This window comes from Rhabdochlamydiaceae symbiont of Dictyostelium giganteum, from assembly GCF_964291045.1.
In the GTDB taxonomy this organism is placed as follows: Bacteria; Chlamydiota; Chlamydiia; order Chlamydiales; family Rhabdochlamydiaceae; genus PALSA-1444.
The window spans coordinates 153,461-169,466 of the sequence record NZ_OZ197277.1 but is presented as its reverse complement, the minus strand read 5'-3'; the positions used below and the strand labels follow the sequence as shown (position 1 = coordinate 169,466).

15 protein-coding genes are annotated in these 16,006 nt (G+C 40.2%); 6 read left to right on the top strand and 9 right to left on the bottom strand.

The window, feature by feature from the left end; genetic code table 11:
* Positions 1 to 59: 59 nt before the first annotated feature.
* The 3 genes from ACI7T6_RS00620 to ACI7T6_RS00610 all read right to left on the bottom strand — a co-directional run bounded on the left by ACI7T6_RS00620 (position 60) and on the right by ACI7T6_RS00610 (position 3,088).
* Positions 60 to 1,244, bottom strand: a complete 1,185-nt coding sequence (locus ACI7T6_RS00620; protein WP_404665667.1) for a dihydrolipoamide acetyltransferase family protein — start codon at positions 1,242 to 1,244, stop codon at positions 60 to 62.
* Positions 1,213 to 2,268 carry a tetraacyldisaccharide 4'-kinase gene (gene lpxK / locus ACI7T6_RS00615; protein ID WP_404665666.1) on the bottom strand — a complete coding sequence of 352 codons (1,056 nt, stop codon included), beginning with the start codon at positions 2,266 to 2,268 and terminating at the stop codon, positions 1,213 to 1,215. The genes ACI7T6_RS00620 and lpxK overlap by 32 nt, the downstream gene beginning before the upstream one ends.
* A gap of 277 nt (positions 2,269 to 2,545) precedes the next feature.
* Positions 2,546 to 3,088 (bottom strand): hypothetical protein, encoded by a 543-nt coding sequence (locus tag ACI7T6_RS00610; RefSeq protein WP_404665665.1) that lies wholly within the window; start codon positions 3,086 to 3,088, stop codon positions 2,546 to 2,548.
* A 314-nt stretch (positions 3,089 to 3,402) separates the two neighbouring features.
* Between ACI7T6_RS00610 and ACI7T6_RS00605 the strand changes: the two genes are divergently transcribed.
* Positions 3,403 to 4,398 carry an aspartate-semialdehyde dehydrogenase gene (locus ACI7T6_RS00605; protein WP_404665664.1) on the top strand — a complete coding sequence of 332 codons (996 nt, stop codon included), beginning with the start codon at positions 3,403 to 3,405 and terminating at the stop codon, positions 4,396 to 4,398.
* On the opposite strand, the gene ACI7T6_RS00600 is transcribed toward ACI7T6_RS00605, so the two are convergent.
* From ACI7T6_RS00600 to ACI7T6_RS00575, 6 genes are all read right to left on the bottom strand, one after another.
* Positions 4,358 to 4,996, bottom strand: coding sequence for an RluA family pseudouridine synthase (locus ACI7T6_RS00600; RefSeq protein WP_404665663.1), 639 nt, complete (start codon positions 4,994 to 4,996; stop codon positions 4,358 to 4,360). The genes ACI7T6_RS00605 and ACI7T6_RS00600 overlap by 41 nt on opposite strands.
* On the bottom strand, positions 4,959 to 5,756 hold the full coding sequence (locus ACI7T6_RS00595; RefSeq protein WP_404665662.1) for a TrmH family RNA methyltransferase: 798 nt from the start codon (positions 5,754 to 5,756) through the stop codon (positions 4,959 to 4,961). Before ACI7T6_RS00595 ends, ACI7T6_RS00600 begins: the two co-directional genes overlap by 38 nt.
* Positions 5,749 to 6,564 carry a class I SAM-dependent methyltransferase gene (locus ACI7T6_RS00590; protein ID WP_404665661.1) on the bottom strand — a complete coding sequence of 272 codons (816 nt, stop codon included), beginning with the start codon at positions 6,562 to 6,564 and terminating at the stop codon, positions 5,749 to 5,751. Before ACI7T6_RS00590 ends, ACI7T6_RS00595 begins: the two co-directional genes overlap by 8 nt.
* 84 nt (positions 6,565 to 6,648) lie before the next feature.
* Positions 6,649 to 7,347, bottom strand: a complete 699-nt coding sequence (locus tag ACI7T6_RS00585; protein ID WP_404665660.1) for an ATP-binding cassette domain-containing protein — start codon at positions 7,345 to 7,347, stop codon at positions 6,649 to 6,651.
* Positions 7,334 to 7,957, bottom strand: coding sequence for an amino acid ABC transporter permease (locus ACI7T6_RS00580; RefSeq protein ID WP_404666117.1), 624 nt, complete (start codon positions 7,955 to 7,957; stop codon positions 7,334 to 7,336). Before ACI7T6_RS00580 ends, ACI7T6_RS00585 begins: the two co-directional genes overlap by 14 nt.
* A gap of 42 nt (positions 7,958 to 7,999) precedes the next feature.
* On the bottom strand, positions 8,000 to 8,737 hold the full coding sequence (locus ACI7T6_RS00575; protein WP_404665659.1) for a substrate-binding periplasmic protein: 738 nt from the start codon (positions 8,735 to 8,737) through the stop codon (positions 8,000 to 8,002).
* A gap of 411 nt (positions 8,738 to 9,148) precedes the next feature.
* On the opposite strand from ACI7T6_RS00575, the gene hisS reads away from it, so the two are divergent.
* Genes hisS through ACI7T6_RS00550 form a run of 5 tightly spaced genes read left to right on the top strand, consistent with a single transcriptional unit; the run spans position 9,149 to position 15,726 of the window.
* Entirely contained in the window at positions 9,149 to 10,447 is a 1,299-nt protein-coding gene (gene hisS / locus ACI7T6_RS00570; RefSeq protein ID WP_404665658.1) for a histidine--tRNA ligase, read from the top strand.
* The gene (aspS, locus tag ACI7T6_RS00565; RefSeq protein ID WP_404665657.1) at positions 10,444 to 12,231 is read left to right on the top strand and encodes an aspartate--tRNA ligase; all 1,788 of its coding nucleotides are present in this window, start codon (positions 10,444 to 10,446) and stop codon (positions 12,229 to 12,231) included. Before hisS ends, aspS begins: the two co-directional genes overlap by 4 nt.
* A gap of 51 nt (positions 12,232 to 12,282) precedes the next feature.
* Complete coding sequence (locus ACI7T6_RS00560; protein WP_404665656.1) at positions 12,283 to 13,044, top strand: FKBP-type peptidyl-prolyl cis-trans isomerase; 762 nt, start codon at positions 12,283 to 12,285, stop codon at positions 13,042 to 13,044.
* A 13-nt stretch (positions 13,045 to 13,057) separates the two neighbouring features.
* Positions 13,058 to 13,540 carry a tRNA (cytidine(34)-2'-O)-methyltransferase gene (locus ACI7T6_RS00555; RefSeq protein ID WP_404665655.1) on the top strand — a complete coding sequence of 161 codons (483 nt, stop codon included), beginning with the start codon at positions 13,058 to 13,060 and terminating at the stop codon, positions 13,538 to 13,540.
* Positions 13,541 to 13,563: 23 nt separating this feature from the next.
* Complete coding sequence (locus tag ACI7T6_RS00550; RefSeq protein ID WP_404665654.1) at positions 13,564 to 15,726, top strand: cation:dicarboxylate symporter family transporter; 2,163 nt, start codon at positions 13,564 to 13,566, stop codon at positions 15,724 to 15,726.
* Positions 15,727 to 16,006: the final 280 nt, after the last annotated feature.

Sequence of the window (16,006 nt, the reverse complement as noted above, 5' to 3'; positions counted from 1 at the left end):
AAAGGATAAGAGTTTTCTTTTAAACTCTTATCCCCTTTGCTTCATAGCTTTGTCTTGGATTAAAGAGACGGCTTTTGCTCTAAATAAAACTTCATCCGGTTTAAAAATCCACATCCATACATTCCATCAATCACTCTATGATCAAAGGTTAAAGAGACATGCATGACAGAACGAATCCCAAAGGTATTATCATCAAGAACAGCTACTTTTTTATGAATAGCTCCCATCCCAATGATGGCAACTTCTGGATATCTGATGATTGGAATACCCATCAAGACTCCGGATATTCCAAAATTTGTGAGCGTAATCGTCCCCTCTTTCACCTCAGCTGGTTGTAGCTGATTCAGTCTTGCTCTTTGAGAAAGATCACTGATACATCTGGCAAGTTCGGAAAACTTTAAATGAGGAACATGAGGAATAACAGGAACTAAAATGCCTTGGTCCACACTAACTGCAATCCCTAAGTTGATCTGTCTTTTAATCAAGATGGTATCTTGATCTAAAGAAGAGTTTAAAAGAGGGTATTCTGTTAACGCCTGAGCAATGGCTTTAGCAACAAAAGAGGTCATGGTGAGTTTTACGCCGTGCTCTTTTAAAAAGGCTTCTTTTTCTTGTTGAATAAAGGTAAGGATTTCTGTGACATCAACTTCTGTGATTAAAGAGGCGTGAGGCGCTTCATAAAATGAGCGCACCATGTTATCTGCAATCGCTTTTCTCATCCCTGTCATTTTGAGATGCTCAACACCTTCTACCTCTTTGATCATAGGAGCTTTGATAGCAGATCTTTTTTGTTCTACATAAAGCTCTAAATCTCTTTTAGAGAGTCTTCCCTGATGGCCTGTTGCAGAGATAGAGCTTAGCTCTTCTAAAGAGATATTTTCTTCTCTTGCAATCCGTAAAAGAGCAGGAGAGTAGCTCTCTCTCATCGCACAAGAGGGAGTGATCACCTCTTGTATCACCTTTTTTTCTACTACTTCTATAGGATCTTTTCCTTTTTCTGAAGAAGGCTCTATGATTCCTAGCTCCTCTCCCACTTCCACTTCTTGATCAGGAAAGGCGGTGATTTTTCTTAAAATACCTGAGGTGGGTGAGGGAATCTCACTATTAACCTTATCTGTAGATACTTCGAGTAAAGGTTCATCCAGATAGACGGTATCTCCTTCTTTTTTAAACCACTGAACAACCGTAGCACTGACAATGCTTTCCCCGAGTTTAGGGAGAGCGACAAGATATTCTTCTGACATGATGAACCTGGAGTTGAATTTGATGAATGAATTGTTCCCACCTTGCCCTACCTTCTTGAATATGGAGTATTAAAGGAAGAGCGCAAATGGGAAGTGAGGCGTGTTCCAAAGAGAGCTTAACATGATCTTTCTCTGTACACACCAGTAAATCAGGAGAGTGCTGCTGAAAAAAAGCGGCAAGTTCTCTAAAAGAAAAAGCAGCATGATCGGGTTTAAAAAAGGCTGCGCACACCGTGCCATGAACTAACTTGACTTGTTGCACAAATCTCTTAGGATTTGCAATGGCACAAAAAACCCCTACCTTTTTCCCTTCTAAAGAAAGAGGAGAAGTCCGTTTAAAGACAACAGAGGGAGCCTCTAAAAAAGGGAGTAAAGGCTTACCCATCACCGCAATAAGAGTAGCTTCTTTTAACCGAGAAGGAAAATCTCTTAAATAGCCTCTTGGTAAAAAATGTTCATTATCAAAAGGGCGGTGAGAAGAAACAACAACAACATTAAAATCTCTATGAAGCCTTTGATGTTGAAATCCGTCATCTAAAAGTAAAATCTCTGCCCCTTCATGAATCGCTCTTAAGGCAGATTGATAGCGATCTTTTCCCACCCACACTGCAACAGCCGGGTGCTGTCTTGCGAGTAGAAGAGGCTCATCCCCCACTTCCTGAGCGCTCATCGATGAGACTACACGGAGGGGCTTTTTGCTTCTTCCCGCAGACGATCCATATCCTCTAGATAAAATAGCAACAGTGTAATTTTGAGAGAGCTCCCTTGCTAAATAGCTAGTGAGCGGTGTTTTACCCGTTCCTCCTGCTGTAACATTACCAATGCTAATCACAACAGCAGACACTTTTTTAATAGGAAATAAATGGAAGCGGTAAGCTTGATTTTTTACCCAAATAATTGCTTTATAAAGGAGACTTAAAACCCAAAAGAAAAATCGCATGACGCTCTTTTGAGAAATCACCTTTTGCATGTACGCTTCTAAATCCATTGAGTCATTTACCTTAAAATGCGCTATAGAGATCATGGATCCCAATCTTTTGTACGGGAATACATTTTTTGTTCCCCTACATTCTAAGCGTATGGCTTCTTTTAATTCCTCTCTATCTTCATCAAAAAGAGGTTTTGAAGGGAAATTTTTAAGGATTTTGAAAACAGATACTCAAGAGAAATTCTTTTTCTACCCCTTTTCATAGTTCTTAGAAAGGAAGCTAATGTGTTGCTATCCATCAAAGAATTTAAGCTCATAACCAAGCTTCACTCTCAAAAGAGGGGTATTTTAAGGAGCCCCCAATCCAATTTACTTAAGATGAGCTGAACTTTCCATTCCCTGTATGTATCTCCAAATCCCATAACCCTTCATATCCTGTTAAACCGGTCTTCTTTTCTTCTAATACTTGACGATTGAGTTCATCCATTTCATCTTCAATTATCTGAAAAATATGTGCTGAAGTTTTGGCATCTAATTTGCCTAATCTTGCTCGGTTGGCAAGGTTGTTTATATTAAAAGCCTTAATATTCTCAATTTTTCCTTGATGCGCTTCAATGTACGCATCAAGCTTAGGATCAGCATAAAATTTAGCATCTGATCTCTTGGCATTTTCATCAAATCGTTGTTTTAGCTTTTCTTTTAAAGAATGATCAATATTATCAGAGTGCATGAGTTGATACATGCGGATCACTTCTTTAGCTTTAAGAATATAAGATTGATGATTGATCAAATTTTCTGCCTCTTTAATAGACTCTGCTGATTTTAAAGGTGTTTGCAGTTGAGAGATGGTTGAAAGAGAGCGCACTTTGTTAACCGTGATCGCACAAAAAAAGAGCCTCTCTGAAAAGCTTTGCACCTGTGAAAATCCTAACAATGGGCTTTTTTGTATAAATTGAAAATAATTTATCATTTTTATAATGACCTCATAAATAGGGGTGTTATAGACAGCTTAATTTTCATCTTACTATAAATACATATCAATTTTCACGATTTATGGATGAGAAAAAATCTATTGACTAATCCAAAATTGGCGTTAAAATAAAGGGCTTTTAAGAGAAAAGGTCCCTACTTTTACTCTTAAAAGCTCTATCAAGTGGCTATTTTTAAGCTCTCTTCTTCTTATAGAACTTAAAAACCTTCTCTCTTGATCACTACATTATAAGGACTCATATGACCATTGCGATTGTTGGCTCCACAGGTGCTGTAGGACAAGCCATTTTAAGTGTTTTAGAAAAAAGAGCGTTTCCTTTTCATACTCTTAAGTGTTTTGCCTCTTCTCAATCTGTAGGGAAAAGTTTCTCTTTCCTAGGAAAAGAGATCACTATTGAACCGCTCACTTCTTCTTGCTTTCAAGGGATTGATCTAGCTTTTTTTGCAGCAGGAAGTGCTGTTTCTCTTCAGTTTGCAAAAGAAGCGGTGAGTCAGGGATGTTTAGTAATTGATAGTAGCTCCGCATTTCGTATGGACCCTGTAGTGCCCTTAGTGATTCCAGAAATTAACTCTTATGCCCTCTCTCATCACCAAGGTATTATCGCCTCTCCAAATTGCACAGCGACAATGGCTCTTATGACACTTTTTCCCCTACACAAAAGTGCTCCTTTAAAACGAGTTGTGATGTCCACCTATCAAGCAGCAAGCGGGGCTGGCTATCAAGGTATGCAGCATCTTAAAGAAGAGACAAAAGCTTTTCTTAATCAAACGCCCTTCTCTTCAAACGTGTTTCCTCATCCTTATGCATTTAATCTTTTCCCGCATAACGCTCCTATGACCGCTTCGAGATATAATGAAGAAGAGGTAAAAGTGATGGAAGAGAGCAGGAAAATTTTACAACTCCCTCATCTTAAAATGGGGGTGACCTGTGTAAGAGTTCCTGTGATGCGCGCTCACTCTCTTTCTATCAATGTAGAATTTACTAGGGGCATATCTCCTGAAGAGGCGTATACAGTCTTGGCCACATCTCCTGGTATAACGGTCTTAGAAAATTGGGAAGAAAACCGTTTTCCGATGCCTGTTGATGCGTCGGGACAAGATGCTGTTTTTGTAGGAAGAATCCGTCAAGATCTCTCTCAAGAAAATGCTCTTGATTTATGGGTAGTAGGGGATCAACTTCTTAAGGGAGCAGCGCTTAATGCCGTTCAAATTGCAGAGGCCCTTGCAAGCTTTTAATATATAGAGGCTCTTTGGTAACAGGATGGGTAAAAGAGACAGATGTGGCATAAAGAGCAATACCTTTACTCCAAGAAACCTGACTGCCATACTTTTTATCCCCTAATATAGGACACCCAATCGCTTGCATTTGCGCCCGTATTTGGTGATACCTTCCTGTTTGAAGCTCAATTTTAAGAAGCGTTTTACCCGGTTTTTTCTCTACTTTTTCATAGGTTAAAATCGACTCTTTACCGCGCGGAGACACCTCTGCATGAAACTCTTTATGCTCTAAGAAATGCCTTAGCACCCCTTTTTCTAAAGGAGGCGATCCTTCAACCCACGCATGGTAAATCTTTTGGATATTGCGCCCTCGCATCTCTTCTTGCAGCCGGGAAAGTGCTTTACTGGTTCTTGCAAAGATCACCACTCCAGCCACGGGTTTATCTAACCTATGAATGGGCTCTAAAAACACACTGCCAGGTTTATGAAACTCTTTTTTTACCCATAGCTTAGCCATCTCTACGAGTTCTGGTTGCGTAGCGATGTCTGCTGGCTTATCCACGACTAGGACGTGATTATCACAAAATAGAATAGCGGCGTTGTCTAAGAACTTCATAAAGAAGGAGGGTTGTAGCGGTTGCGACGTTTAAAGAATCTGCAATCCCTTTCATCGGGATACTGACACTGATATCAGCAGAATTGAGCCAAAAATCAGAAAGACCAAGCTGCTCTGTCCCCACAACAATGGCAACAGAGGATAAGAGGTTTGCGTCTGTGTAGTTTAAAGAAGCAAACGGCGTTGTAGCAACGGTTTGAATCTTTTCTTTTTTGAGCCACTCGAACACCTCTTGACTTGAAGATTCAATTACAGGCAGGGTAAAAAGCGTTCCAACACTTGCTCTTACAACATTGGGGTTATAAATATCTGTACACCGATCACACACAATCACCCCGTCAGCCCCTACTGCATCAGACGATCTTAAGATGGTTCCTAGGTTCCCGGGTTTTTCAATCGCCTCTGCAATCACATAAAGAGCGTTTTCTTTTTGCTTTAAATCTTGTAAGGTGGTTTTCATCTGATAAGCCACCCCTAAAAGACCATCAGGGCGGTCCCTATAAGACACCTTTTTAAAGAGCTCTTCTGAGAGTTCAAAAAGAGGCGCCTTGATTTGATCGATTAGCTTCTCTTCATTACTCCCTAAGAAAAAAGGAGGACAGTAATAAAACGACTCAAATACAACTCCTGAGGAAACAGCTCTTTCAATCTCTCTATACCCTTCAATGAGAAAAAGAGAGGTTTTATCTCTTTCCCGTTTTTCTCTTAAATGCAAAATGTTTTTAACTCTCATATTTTGAGAACTTGTGAGTTTATTCACCTTGCCACCTCGCATATGTGCCTGAAGGAAGATCTAAAGGACCTTTAATGGTGAGCTCCCCTTTTTCTAGCACACCGTTTCTATTGTCCATACATTGCTGTAAAAGATGGTGTAAAACAAGCGGTGTATATCCTGGAGTGTGAGAAGAGAGAATGAGAAACGAGGGCCCATCTGCAAGGAGCTCACTACACAGCTTTAAAATCTCTACCAGATGCGTTTCAATCTTAAAGATCTCTCCGCGGTTTCCTCTTCCAAAAGTGGGCGGATCTAAAATGATCCCGTTATAAAGGCTCTTTCTTTTCACTTCCCGGGTTAAAAACTTCACTACATCATCCACAATCCACCGAATAGGAGCTTTTTCTAAATGATTGAGTGCGCAGTTTTCTCTTGCCCAAGCGACAGCTGTTTTTGAAGCATCCACATGGCAAACACTTGATCCCATCTGAGCTGCTGCAAAGGTGGCGCCTCCCGTATAGGCAAAAAGGTTGAGCATTTTAGATTGAGAAGATAACCTTGGCCTTAACCAATTCCACAGCTCTCCATGCTCTGGAAACATCCCCACATGTCCAAAATCAGTTGGCTCTAGTTTAAATTTAACTGACTCATGCTCAATCACCCAGTGAGAGGGAAGGGACTTTCCTGTCCATCTGTTAGAAGGCTCTCTTGTAAAAGAGGCGTGAGCTTTTTTCCACTCTGTTTTGGGTAAAGAAGGGGCCCATACGGCCTGTGAGCACGGTCTTGAAAACACATAAGGGCCAAACTGTTCCAGCTTTTGTTCAAAGCCGCTATCTAAAAGTTGATACTTCATATAGCCCAAATATCATACCGTATGGAAGAAAAAAAAGAGACCTCTTTTCGTTTTGATCCAAGAAATATGTTAGAGTCTATTTTTTTATAAAAAAAAGGCACACAGTTCATCATGACACATTTCCTTTCTAGACGGAATGTATTCATGAGAGAGCTCTCCAAAGCTTAAGAAAAAAGCGTGATCCATCACCCGGGCAGCAAATCCCATATCTTGTGTGGAGATCAAGACACTTCCTCCTTTTTTCTTAAAACTTGTTAAAATATGGATCAAAATATCGGTATTTTCTGGATCTAAAGCAGATGTGGGTTCATCGAGTAAGAGAAATAAGGGCTCAAGTAAAAGGGCCCGGGCAATGGCTACGCGTTGCCTTTGCCCTCCAGAGAGCTCATGCGGCATAGCATCAAGATAGGCGTGCACGCCTAAAGACTCACACACCTTTTGAATCTGGATATAACGATCTTCTTTTACACCTTTACAGTGTAAAGTGAGCGGCTGTAAACAGTTTTCAAATACAGAAAGGTGCGGAAAAAGCGGGTACGATTGAGAGACATATCCCATTAAATGCGCCCTTTCACGAGATAAAAGAGTTGAGATCTTTTTCCCCTCATAACTCACTTCTCCTTGATAGCTTTTTTCCAGCTGGGCTAAACATCTTAAAAGAGAGGTTTTTCCAGACCCACTTTTTCCTAAGAAACAAGTCACCTGACCTAAAGGAATCTCTAAGGACACCTGAGAGAGTATGGTTTTATTCTTAAAAAGAGATAGCTCTTTAACTTTTAACATAGAAAAACCGTCTTTCTAAAAATAGGGATAAACATTTAATCATTAAAGACATCACCGTATAAAAAAGTGCTACAGTGAGGTAAATCGGGACAGGCTCCATCTCTCTTGAGACGATGTTCATCCCCATACGGGTGAGCTCAAGCACGCCGATCGAAGAGACAATGGCTGTACTTTTAAGAAGTGACTCAAGTTCATTATTAAGGTTGGGAAGAACAGAGAGAAACGCTTGAGGAAAAATACCAAAACGGAGGCTTTGATAGGTTGTATACCCTAAAGAAAATGTCAACTCCCACTGCGATACAGGAACAGCATCAAGGCCTGATTTAATGATTTGGGTCATATACCCTGAAGAACACAGTCCAAGTGAGATAATCGATGCTGTAACCGCTGTCATATCAATCTTCAGGACATCAGGAATCACAAAATACATGAGAAGAAGCTGCACAAAAAAAGGAATCGCTCTTAAGACAAATGTCACTCCTTCAATGCATTCTGAAATCCCCCGTATTTTTAAATGCCGGCAGGTAAGTATTCCGCACACAGTCCCAATCACAAGACTCATGATAAAAGAAAGGAGAGCGATTTGAAGGGTCATGACAGATCCCTTCATAAGTAAAGGAAGGGCGTCCCTAATCATCTGGAAAGAGTCCATTTAAATCTCAAGGCCCCACTTTTTCTCAAGTTTTGCAATAGAGCCTTCTTGGATCAGTTCCTCTACAGCTATTTTCACTTGCTCAATGAGCGCTGTATTTTGATGCTTAATGCAAATGCCATTTCCTAACGACGCTTCACTCTCAGGAAGAGGAAAACTTAAAACTTTAAACTCAGGGTATTGCTCTTGAAACCTTTTAATGAGCGGTTTATCAATCGCAACGCCTTGACACTTACCATACCTCAGCTCCAAAATGGCATCGGCAATATGGGTCACTTGTTTGAGTTTAAAAGGAGAAGATTTTACAAGAGCTGCCTCTTGAAAGGTTCCGGCTTCCACACAAATGGCGCCTACCTTCTTATCTATGAATTCTTGATAAGATAAGTTTTGATCTCCTTTATAAAGAAGTGAGATTTCACTTATCTTCTCGCCTTGATAATAAATCATATGCATGGCTTCTTGCCTCTCCTTTGTTATCGAAATGGCCCAAAGAAGAGCGTCTACTTTCTGCTGCTTTAAAGCGAGCATTAACCCCGCCATACTTCCGTAGTCTTTGATCACAACTGTCTTACCCAGCTTCTTTGCAATGAGCTCTGCCATATCAATATCAAACCCTTCATAAGACCCCTCTATTGTTAAGCTCACAAAAGGGGCGTATCCACTTGTTGTTCCAATAACAAATGTCTCTTTGGCAAAAAGAGAGGTAAACAATAAAATACCTGATAAAATAAGCCGCATATTTCCTCTTAAGGTCTCTAGTTTTTTTGAAATGGTTTGGCTACATGTAGCTCTTATGTCATATTTCTTATCATGTGATCAAATTTCTACTCACAGAGATCCATTTTATCGTAAATAACTGTTTCTTGTAAGCCTGAATACAGCCTGTTGTATCAGTCTACATTCCACACCCTCTCCATAAGGTTAGGTCAATTTTTAATGATTTTTTGGAAATGATGAGGATACCCCTTCTTCAGTAGACAATCGTATGATGGATGGGAACTAAAATAAAAATGATCGTTTTAGGAAAAGTTGTTAAGCTATAATGGCCCTTTAATTTTAAAAGTTAAAAATGGATTTTATCACTTTAAGTCCTTGCTCTGTTTCTATGAAGGATTTAGAATGAAGAGATTCTATTTTTAAGAGGATGTGATGAAGTATACAATTCCTAAAGGGCTTTTTGATATTGTGCCCCATGAGTCTAAAGAAGAAGATCTGTGGCGCTCATCAGAGAAATGGCAATACGTTGAAGGAGTGCTAAGATCTATCTCCTCAAGCTATGGGTTTAAAGAGATTCGCACGCCTATTTTTGAAAATACAGACCTCTTCATTCGGTCTGTGGGAGAAAGCTCTGATATTGTCTCTAAAGAAATGTACACTTTTCATGATAAATCTGATAGATCCATGACCCTTCGCCCAGAGGGGACAGCTGCTGCTTTAAGAGCTTACTGCGAAAAAAAACTCTATCAAGCTCCTGGATGCTCTAAGCTTTACTACATAGGACCGATGTTTCGGTATGAAAGACCGCAAGCTGGAAGATACCGGCAGCACCATCAGTTTGGCGCTGAAGCTCTAGGGATTGGATCACCTGAGCAAGATGTCGAGATGATCGATTTTCTCTTAGCAATTTATAGAAAACTTGGCCTTCATAACCTGACCGTGCATTTAAATTCTGTGGGAGATGAAGTCACAAGATCTAGATACCGAGAAGCACTCCATCAGTTTCTTCTTCCTCACTTTGATCATTTATCAGAAGAGAGTCAAGTAAGGTTTTCTAAGAATATTTTAAGAATACTTGATTCTAAAAGCCTAGAAGATAAAGAGATTTTAAAAGGAGCGCCTTCGATCTTAGATTTTCTCTCAGAAGAGGCAAAAGAGCACTTTGAAAAAGTTAAAGCTCTTTTAACATCTTTAAAAATACCCTTCCTGATTGATCATAAGCTTGTAAGAGGACTTGATTATTACAATAAAACCGTCTTTGAAATCATCTCTCATGGCCTTGGAGCTCAAAATACCATAGGAGCGGGTGGTAGATATGATGGTCTTCTAGAATCCATTGGCGGGCCAGCCCTCCCCTCTGTTGGATTTGCAACAGGACTAGAAAGAGTTTTACAAACCATGCATAAAGAAAAAGCTCCTTTTCCTGAGACTCCTCATCTTGATCTTTTTTTCATTCCAATGGGAAAAGAGGCAAGAGAGGCGTGCTTTAAAGAAGTGACAACTTTGAGACACCTTGGCTGGAAAGTCGATCTTGATCTTTCAGGAAAAAAAATTCAGCACGGCCTTCAGCTTGCCAACAGTTTAAATGCCCCATTTTGTATCATTGTAGGAGATGATGAGCTTAAGTCGTCCTCTCTTGAAATTAAAGACATGAAAAATAGATCTTCCTCTCTAATTTCTTGGAGTGAAATTGCATCCTTTTTAACCCATCATATTGCGGAGCAGTCATGACTGATTACAAACCTTCTCACACCTGCGGACAGTTAAATGAAGCGTTCACCAGGACTCCTGTCACCCTTTCAGGATGGGTCCATAAAAGACGAGATCTAGGAGGCCTACTCTTTGTGGATCTTCGTGACCGGTTTGGACTCACTCAGCTTGTCTTTGATCCCGTTTCAAATCCCTCTCTTTATGACTCTGCCATTAAGCTAAGATCAGAATGGGTGATCTCGGTAACAGGAGTTGTTAGGCCAAGAGCAGAAGGGATGCATAATACCCGCATGTTAACAGGAGCCATTGAAATCTCTGTAGAGACTCTTACTGTTTTATCTAAAGCCAAAACTCCCCCATTTTCCATCAGTGATGAGATGATCGATGTGAATGAAGAGCTCCGTTTAAAATACAGATATTTAGATATCAGAAGGGGCGTAATTGCAAAAAATCTCGTCCTTCGGCATCAAGTGATGCACTCTCTTCGGAATTTTCTCTCTGATCAAAACTTCATCGAAATTTCTACCCCCATTTTAGGGAAATCCACTCCTGAAGGAGCAAGGGATTATCTTGTCCCTTCAAGGATTTATCCAGGAAATTTCTATGCCCTTCCTCAATCCCCTCAAATCTTTAAGCAGCTTCTCATGGTTTCTGGGATGGATAGATATTTTCAGATTGCTAGTTGCTTTAGAGATGAAGATTTAAGATCCGATAGGCAACCGGAGTTTACACAAGTTGATATTGAAATGAGCTTTGCACATCCTGATGACTTAATGCATATGGTAGAAACAGTGATGATCAAGCTCTTTAAAGACCATAAAAAATTAGACATTTCTGCCCCGTTTCTCCGTATGCCTTATCATGATGCTGTTGAATATTACGGAACAGATAGGCCAGACCTTAGATTTGATATGCGGTTTATACGGCTTGATGACATTGTGAAAGCATCTACATGCTCTATCTTTTTAAGTGAGCTTGAAAAAGGGGGTTGCATTAAGGCATTTAAAGTTGCAAATGGCACTACGCTCTCTCGTAAAGAACTAGAGCGGTACACCTCTTTTGTGGAGCAATTTGGCCTCAAAGGGCTCTCTTGGATTAAACGGACACAAGACGGAATATCATCTCCAATTGGGAAGTTTTTCTCTCCTGAGCTACTTTCTCAAATCTTTGAAAAAGCCCAACTGGAAGTAGGAGACATCCTTCTCATTGCAGCGGGTAATACTATCTCTGTAAACCAAGGACTTGATCACTTAAGACGGCTCCTTGCTAAAGAGCTTAATCTCATCAAGAGTGACACGTTTAGCTGTTTATGGGTTGTGGATTTCCCTTTGATGAAGTGGAATGAAGAGCATAATCGTTTAGAAAGTGAGCACCACCCTTTCACAGCCCTTCACCCGGATGATCGTCATTTAATTGATGAGGACCCCTTAAAAGTGCGGGCCCAAGCGTATGATATCGTCATTAACGGCTATGAAGTTGGCGGCGGCTCTCAACGTATTCATGAGAGCGATTTACAAGAGAAGATTTTTACCCTTTTAAACCTCTCTTCTCAAGAAGTGGAAGAGAAGTTTGGATTTTTTGTAAATGCGCTTCAATACGGCACGCCCCCTCACCTGGGGCTAGCTCTTGGGCTAGATAGACTCATTATGCTCTTAAGTGGCACAGATAATATCCGCGATGTGATCGCGTTTCCTAAAACCCAAAAAGGCAGCGATCTCATGATGCAAGCTCCAGCTCCTGTTTCTTCTAATCAACTCCAAGAGCTTGCCATTCGAGCAGATTTTAAGGAAATCACTTGGACATAAAGAAGCGAAGCTAGTAACTTAAGAGATAAAAAAGATGATGAGGAGATCTACATGAAAAAATTCATATTTGCACTATCGCTCTATTCCGTAACATGTTTGGTCTCTAACCCCTCGCAGCCAGATGCTTTGGAAGAAACATCTTCTTCTAAAGATGTCGCAAAAATTTCAGAAGCGTTTGGGCATTTAATCGGCAAAAATCTCGATTCCATGGGATTAAGATTTGATATGGCTAAAGTGATTCAAGGGTTAAAAGATGCCTCTGATGGGAAAGCGCCTCCGATGAGTGAAGCAGAATGCATTCAAGCCATTACAACAGCTCAAGAGATTGCGTTTAAACAGGTGTCTCAAGAGAATTTAGCTAAAGCTGAAAACTTCTTAAATCAAAACTTAGAAATCAAGGGCGTTCATCCTTTAGAGGAAAACAAAGTTCAATATATTATTACGCATGAAGGAGAAGGAGCTAGTGTGGATGAAAGCTCTACACCTCTTATTCGTTATACCGGAAAATTTCTAGATGGCTCTATTTTTGGCTCCTCCCAAGAAGCTGAACCTGTAAGACTTGATGAAACAATCCCCGGCTTTAGTAAAGGGCTTTTAGGGATGAAAGAAGGGGAAAAAAGAACGGTTTTCATTCACCCTGATTTAGGCTACGGAACACAAGGGTATCTTCCTCCTAACTCTTTACTCACGTTTGATATTGAAGTGATTAAAGCCAACTCTCCTCTTCAAGAGGAAATTCCCTCTTCTTCTCCTATCTTTAAGGGAAGCCCTGAAATTGCTACCCCTTTTGAAGATTCTCAGGCAATTAGGTAATATCAGTTACTCTATGCAAGTTGTTCTTTATCAACCTCAGATTCCTCAAAATACAGGAAATATTGTAAGAACTTGCGCCTGTACTGGCTCTTCTCTCATTTTAGTCCCTCCTCTTGGGTTTAAAACCTCGAATAGGTGGCTAAAAAGAGCAGGACTTGATTACTGGGAAGGGGTGAATGTCACCATTGATGATACCTTTGAAGACAATCTTCCCCTTTTACCCTCTTCTTTCTATTTTTTCTCTTCTAAAGCCACAAAACCCTATACAGATATTTCTTTTAAACCAACTGACTATTTGATTTTTGGATCAGAAACAGCTGGACTTCCCCCGAAGTGGCTAGAAGAATTCCCAGATCAATTTTATACAATTCCTATGCTAGAAGAGGCAAGATGTTTAAACCTCTCAAATAGCGTAGCCATCGTTTTGTATGAGGCGTGGAGGCAGCAGCAATTTTTGCCTCCTCAAAAACCAGGATCTAGGATCCAAAACATTTAAACCCTTTTTTATGAGAGGCTTTTATGATGACTTTTTTTCGAAGACCTCTTTACCTTCAAATGTTAATCGCCACATTTTGCGGCGCATTTCTAGGGATCTTTTTAGGAGATCTTTGCACCATTTTTGCTCCTTGGGAAGAGGCGTATGTCATGATTTTAAAAGTGACAACCATCCCGTATTTGATCTGTGCTGTGATTCACGGAGTCGGAAGACTCTCTCTTGATCATGCAAAAAATATTCTCCAAAAAGGGCTGTTATTTATCACCTGTTTTTGGATCATTAACATCTTATGCATCTATCTCATCGTCTATCTTTTCCCCAAATCAGATGGGGTTCATTACGCAAGTTATACCCAAATTCAGCCCTCATCGATTAACTTTGCAGAGCTTTTAATCCCCTCTAACATCTTTGCAGCCCTTGCCAATAACCTCATTCCAGCAGTTGTGGTCTTTGGGCTCTTGATTGGTATTGCTCTTATGCATGTCCGGGAAAAGCAAACGTTTATGGGCGTATTAGATACGTTAGTAAAAGCTTTGACAACGATGACAGGTTGGATTAGTAGACTAGCTCCACTAGGAACATTTTTGATTATGGCAGATCGCATTGGCTCAATGCACCTGATTACCTTTAAACAAATTGGCACCTATCTCATTCTCTACATTTTAGGGATGTGCCTTTTAGCCCTATGGATCATACCGCATATTGTCGGGATGTTAACGAACATACCAGCTGGCAGATGGCTAAAGAGCTTAGCGCCTATCATGCTAGTGGCTTTTACCACAAATCTTGTCATCGTTACCCTCCCCTTCCTCATCGAAATTATTAAACGGGAGATTGAGATTTATTATCATAAAGAAAGCACGCTAAGTGATCAGGTGCAAGGGATTGTCTCTGTCCTTTTCAACCTGCCACTAGGATCTCTTTTCATCACTGTATTTATCTTTTTTACTGCAACATTTTATAACATCTCGATTAATAGCGACTCTCAAATCCAACTCTTTCTCACTACCTTTTTAACAAGCTTAGGATCGATTGGAATGGGATCTTGGATTAATTCTCTTAACTTCTTATTAGGAACGCTTGGCCTCCCTTTAAACGCTATTGATACGTATATGGCAACGCTTCCCTTTACAGCTGGATTTCAGTCGATCACATCTGTCGTAGAAATCTCTAGTCTCTCTTTATTAGTTGCTCTCAGCTCTCACAAATTCTTAAAATTTGAATTTGGAAAAATTGCTAAACATCTTCTTCTGATTCTATTTCCTGTGTTTCTTTTTATTGGAGCGTTTAAAAACTGGATTAAACTTCCCCCCATTACAAATCCAGCTCCAAGTATTTATCATTTAAGTCTTCCAGAGCCTGTTAAAGTGCATGTTTATGGGCCTCAAGACCTTCTTCCACCTCCTAGATCTAAAGATCCCTTCGATAGGATCTTAGCTTCTAGAATACTCCGTGTAGGGTATAACCCAGAATCTGTCCCGTTTTGTTTTTATAACGAAAAAGGAGATGTTGTAGGGTATGACATTGCCTTAGCGTATGCGCTCGCTCAAGATTTAAAATGTCAGCTAGAACTTGTTCCCATTAACCTCTCCTCTTTAGCTAAAGACTTAAACCAAGGGCTCTATGATATTGCTATGTCATGCATTAGCATTAACGAAGAGAGATTAGAAAAAGCGCACTTTACGCAGCCGTATTTAAAATCACGCCTTGCCTTTACGCTTAGAAAAAAACTCCGCAAAGCCTACGCTTCTCCTGAAGCGCTTTTACACCACCCTCATGTGAAGCTTGTCGTAAAAAGAGGCTCTACGTATGAAAAAATTGCCTACTCTTTAGTCCCTCCTGCAAAGATTGCTTTCATTGATGACTACGAAGACTTCATCACGTATTATCCCAATGATGTGTTACTAAGAGGAGAGTTTCAGTCGCTTTCATGGAGCTCTAACTACCCCGATTTTACCGTCATTATTCCAGAATCTCTTAAAGCTAAAGACACATTTGGGTATATGACAGCGCAAGGCAGTCATAAGCTACAAACCTACCTTGATGCGTGGCTTGAGCTGAAAAAAAGTGAAGGGTTTACAGAAGAGCAGTTTAATATTTGGGTGCTTGGAAAAACTGCTTCTTATAAGACCCAAACAAGACGGTGGTCTATTATCCGGGATGTCCTTGGCTGGACAGAAAACTAAACGAGTCGTTATCCCCTTTCTTAAGTCATAAAGAAGGGGGATTTTCCTATGTATAAAGGGCTGCCTTTAGCGATTTTAAACGCATGAAGCTCTAAACCAGAACGATTACTCTCTTGTTACTTATTGAATTTCCTGAAGTCTATTTTTTGATGCATTTAAAAGCCTTTCATCCCCTTACCTCTTTTTAATCTTCTAAAATACTCCTAAGAGTTCACTCAAAACAGCTTCTTTATGACTCTATACCGTATGATATCCATCTTTATGATTGCCAATAATTTTT

Excerpts from the sequence above, each read along its gene's own strand:
- ACI7T6_RS00620 (WP_404665667.1), bottom strand. The coding sequence starts at position 1,244 with ATGTCAGAAGAATATCTTGTCGCTCTCCCTAAACTCGGGGAAAGCATT.
- lpxK (WP_404665666.1), bottom strand. The coding sequence starts at position 2,268 with ATGATCTCTATAGCGCATTTTAAGGTAAATGACTCAATGGATTTAGAA.
- ACI7T6_RS00605 (WP_404665664.1), top strand. The coding sequence starts at position 3,403 with ATGACCATTGCGATTGTTGGCTCCACAGGTGCTGTAGGACAAGCCATT.
- ACI7T6_RS00600 (WP_404665663.1), bottom strand. The coding sequence starts at position 4,996 with ATGAAGTTCTTAGACAACGCCGCTATTCTATTTTGTGATAATCACGTC.
- ACI7T6_RS00590 (WP_404665661.1), bottom strand. The coding sequence starts at position 6,564 with ATGAAGTATCAACTTTTAGATAGCGGCTTTGAACAAAAGCTGGAACAG.
- ACI7T6_RS00585 (WP_404665660.1), bottom strand. The coding sequence starts at position 7,347 with ATGTTAAAAGTTAAAGAGCTATCTCTTTTTAAGAATAAAACCATACTC.
- ACI7T6_RS00580 (WP_404666117.1), bottom strand. The coding sequence starts at position 7,957 with ATGAAGGGATCTGTCATGACCCTTCAAATCGCTCTCCTTTCTTTTATC.
- ACI7T6_RS00575 (WP_404665659.1), bottom strand. The coding sequence starts at position 8,737 with ATGCGGCTTATTTTATCAGGTATTTTATTGTTTACCTCTCTTTTTGCC.
- hisS (WP_404665658.1), top strand. The coding sequence starts at position 9,149 with ATGAAGTATACAATTCCTAAAGGGCTTTTTGATATTGTGCCCCATGAG.
- aspS (WP_404665657.1), top strand. The coding sequence starts at position 10,444 with ATGACTGATTACAAACCTTCTCACACCTGCGGACAGTTAAATGAAGCG.
- ACI7T6_RS00560 (WP_404665656.1), top strand. The coding sequence starts at position 12,283 with ATGAAAAAATTCATATTTGCACTATCGCTCTATTCCGTAACATGTTTG.
- ACI7T6_RS00555 (WP_404665655.1), top strand. The coding sequence starts at position 13,058 with ATGCAAGTTGTTCTTTATCAACCTCAGATTCCTCAAAATACAGGAAAT.
- ACI7T6_RS00550 (WP_404665654.1), top strand. The coding sequence starts at position 13,564 with ATGATGACTTTTTTTCGAAGACCTCTTTACCTTCAAATGTTAATCGCC.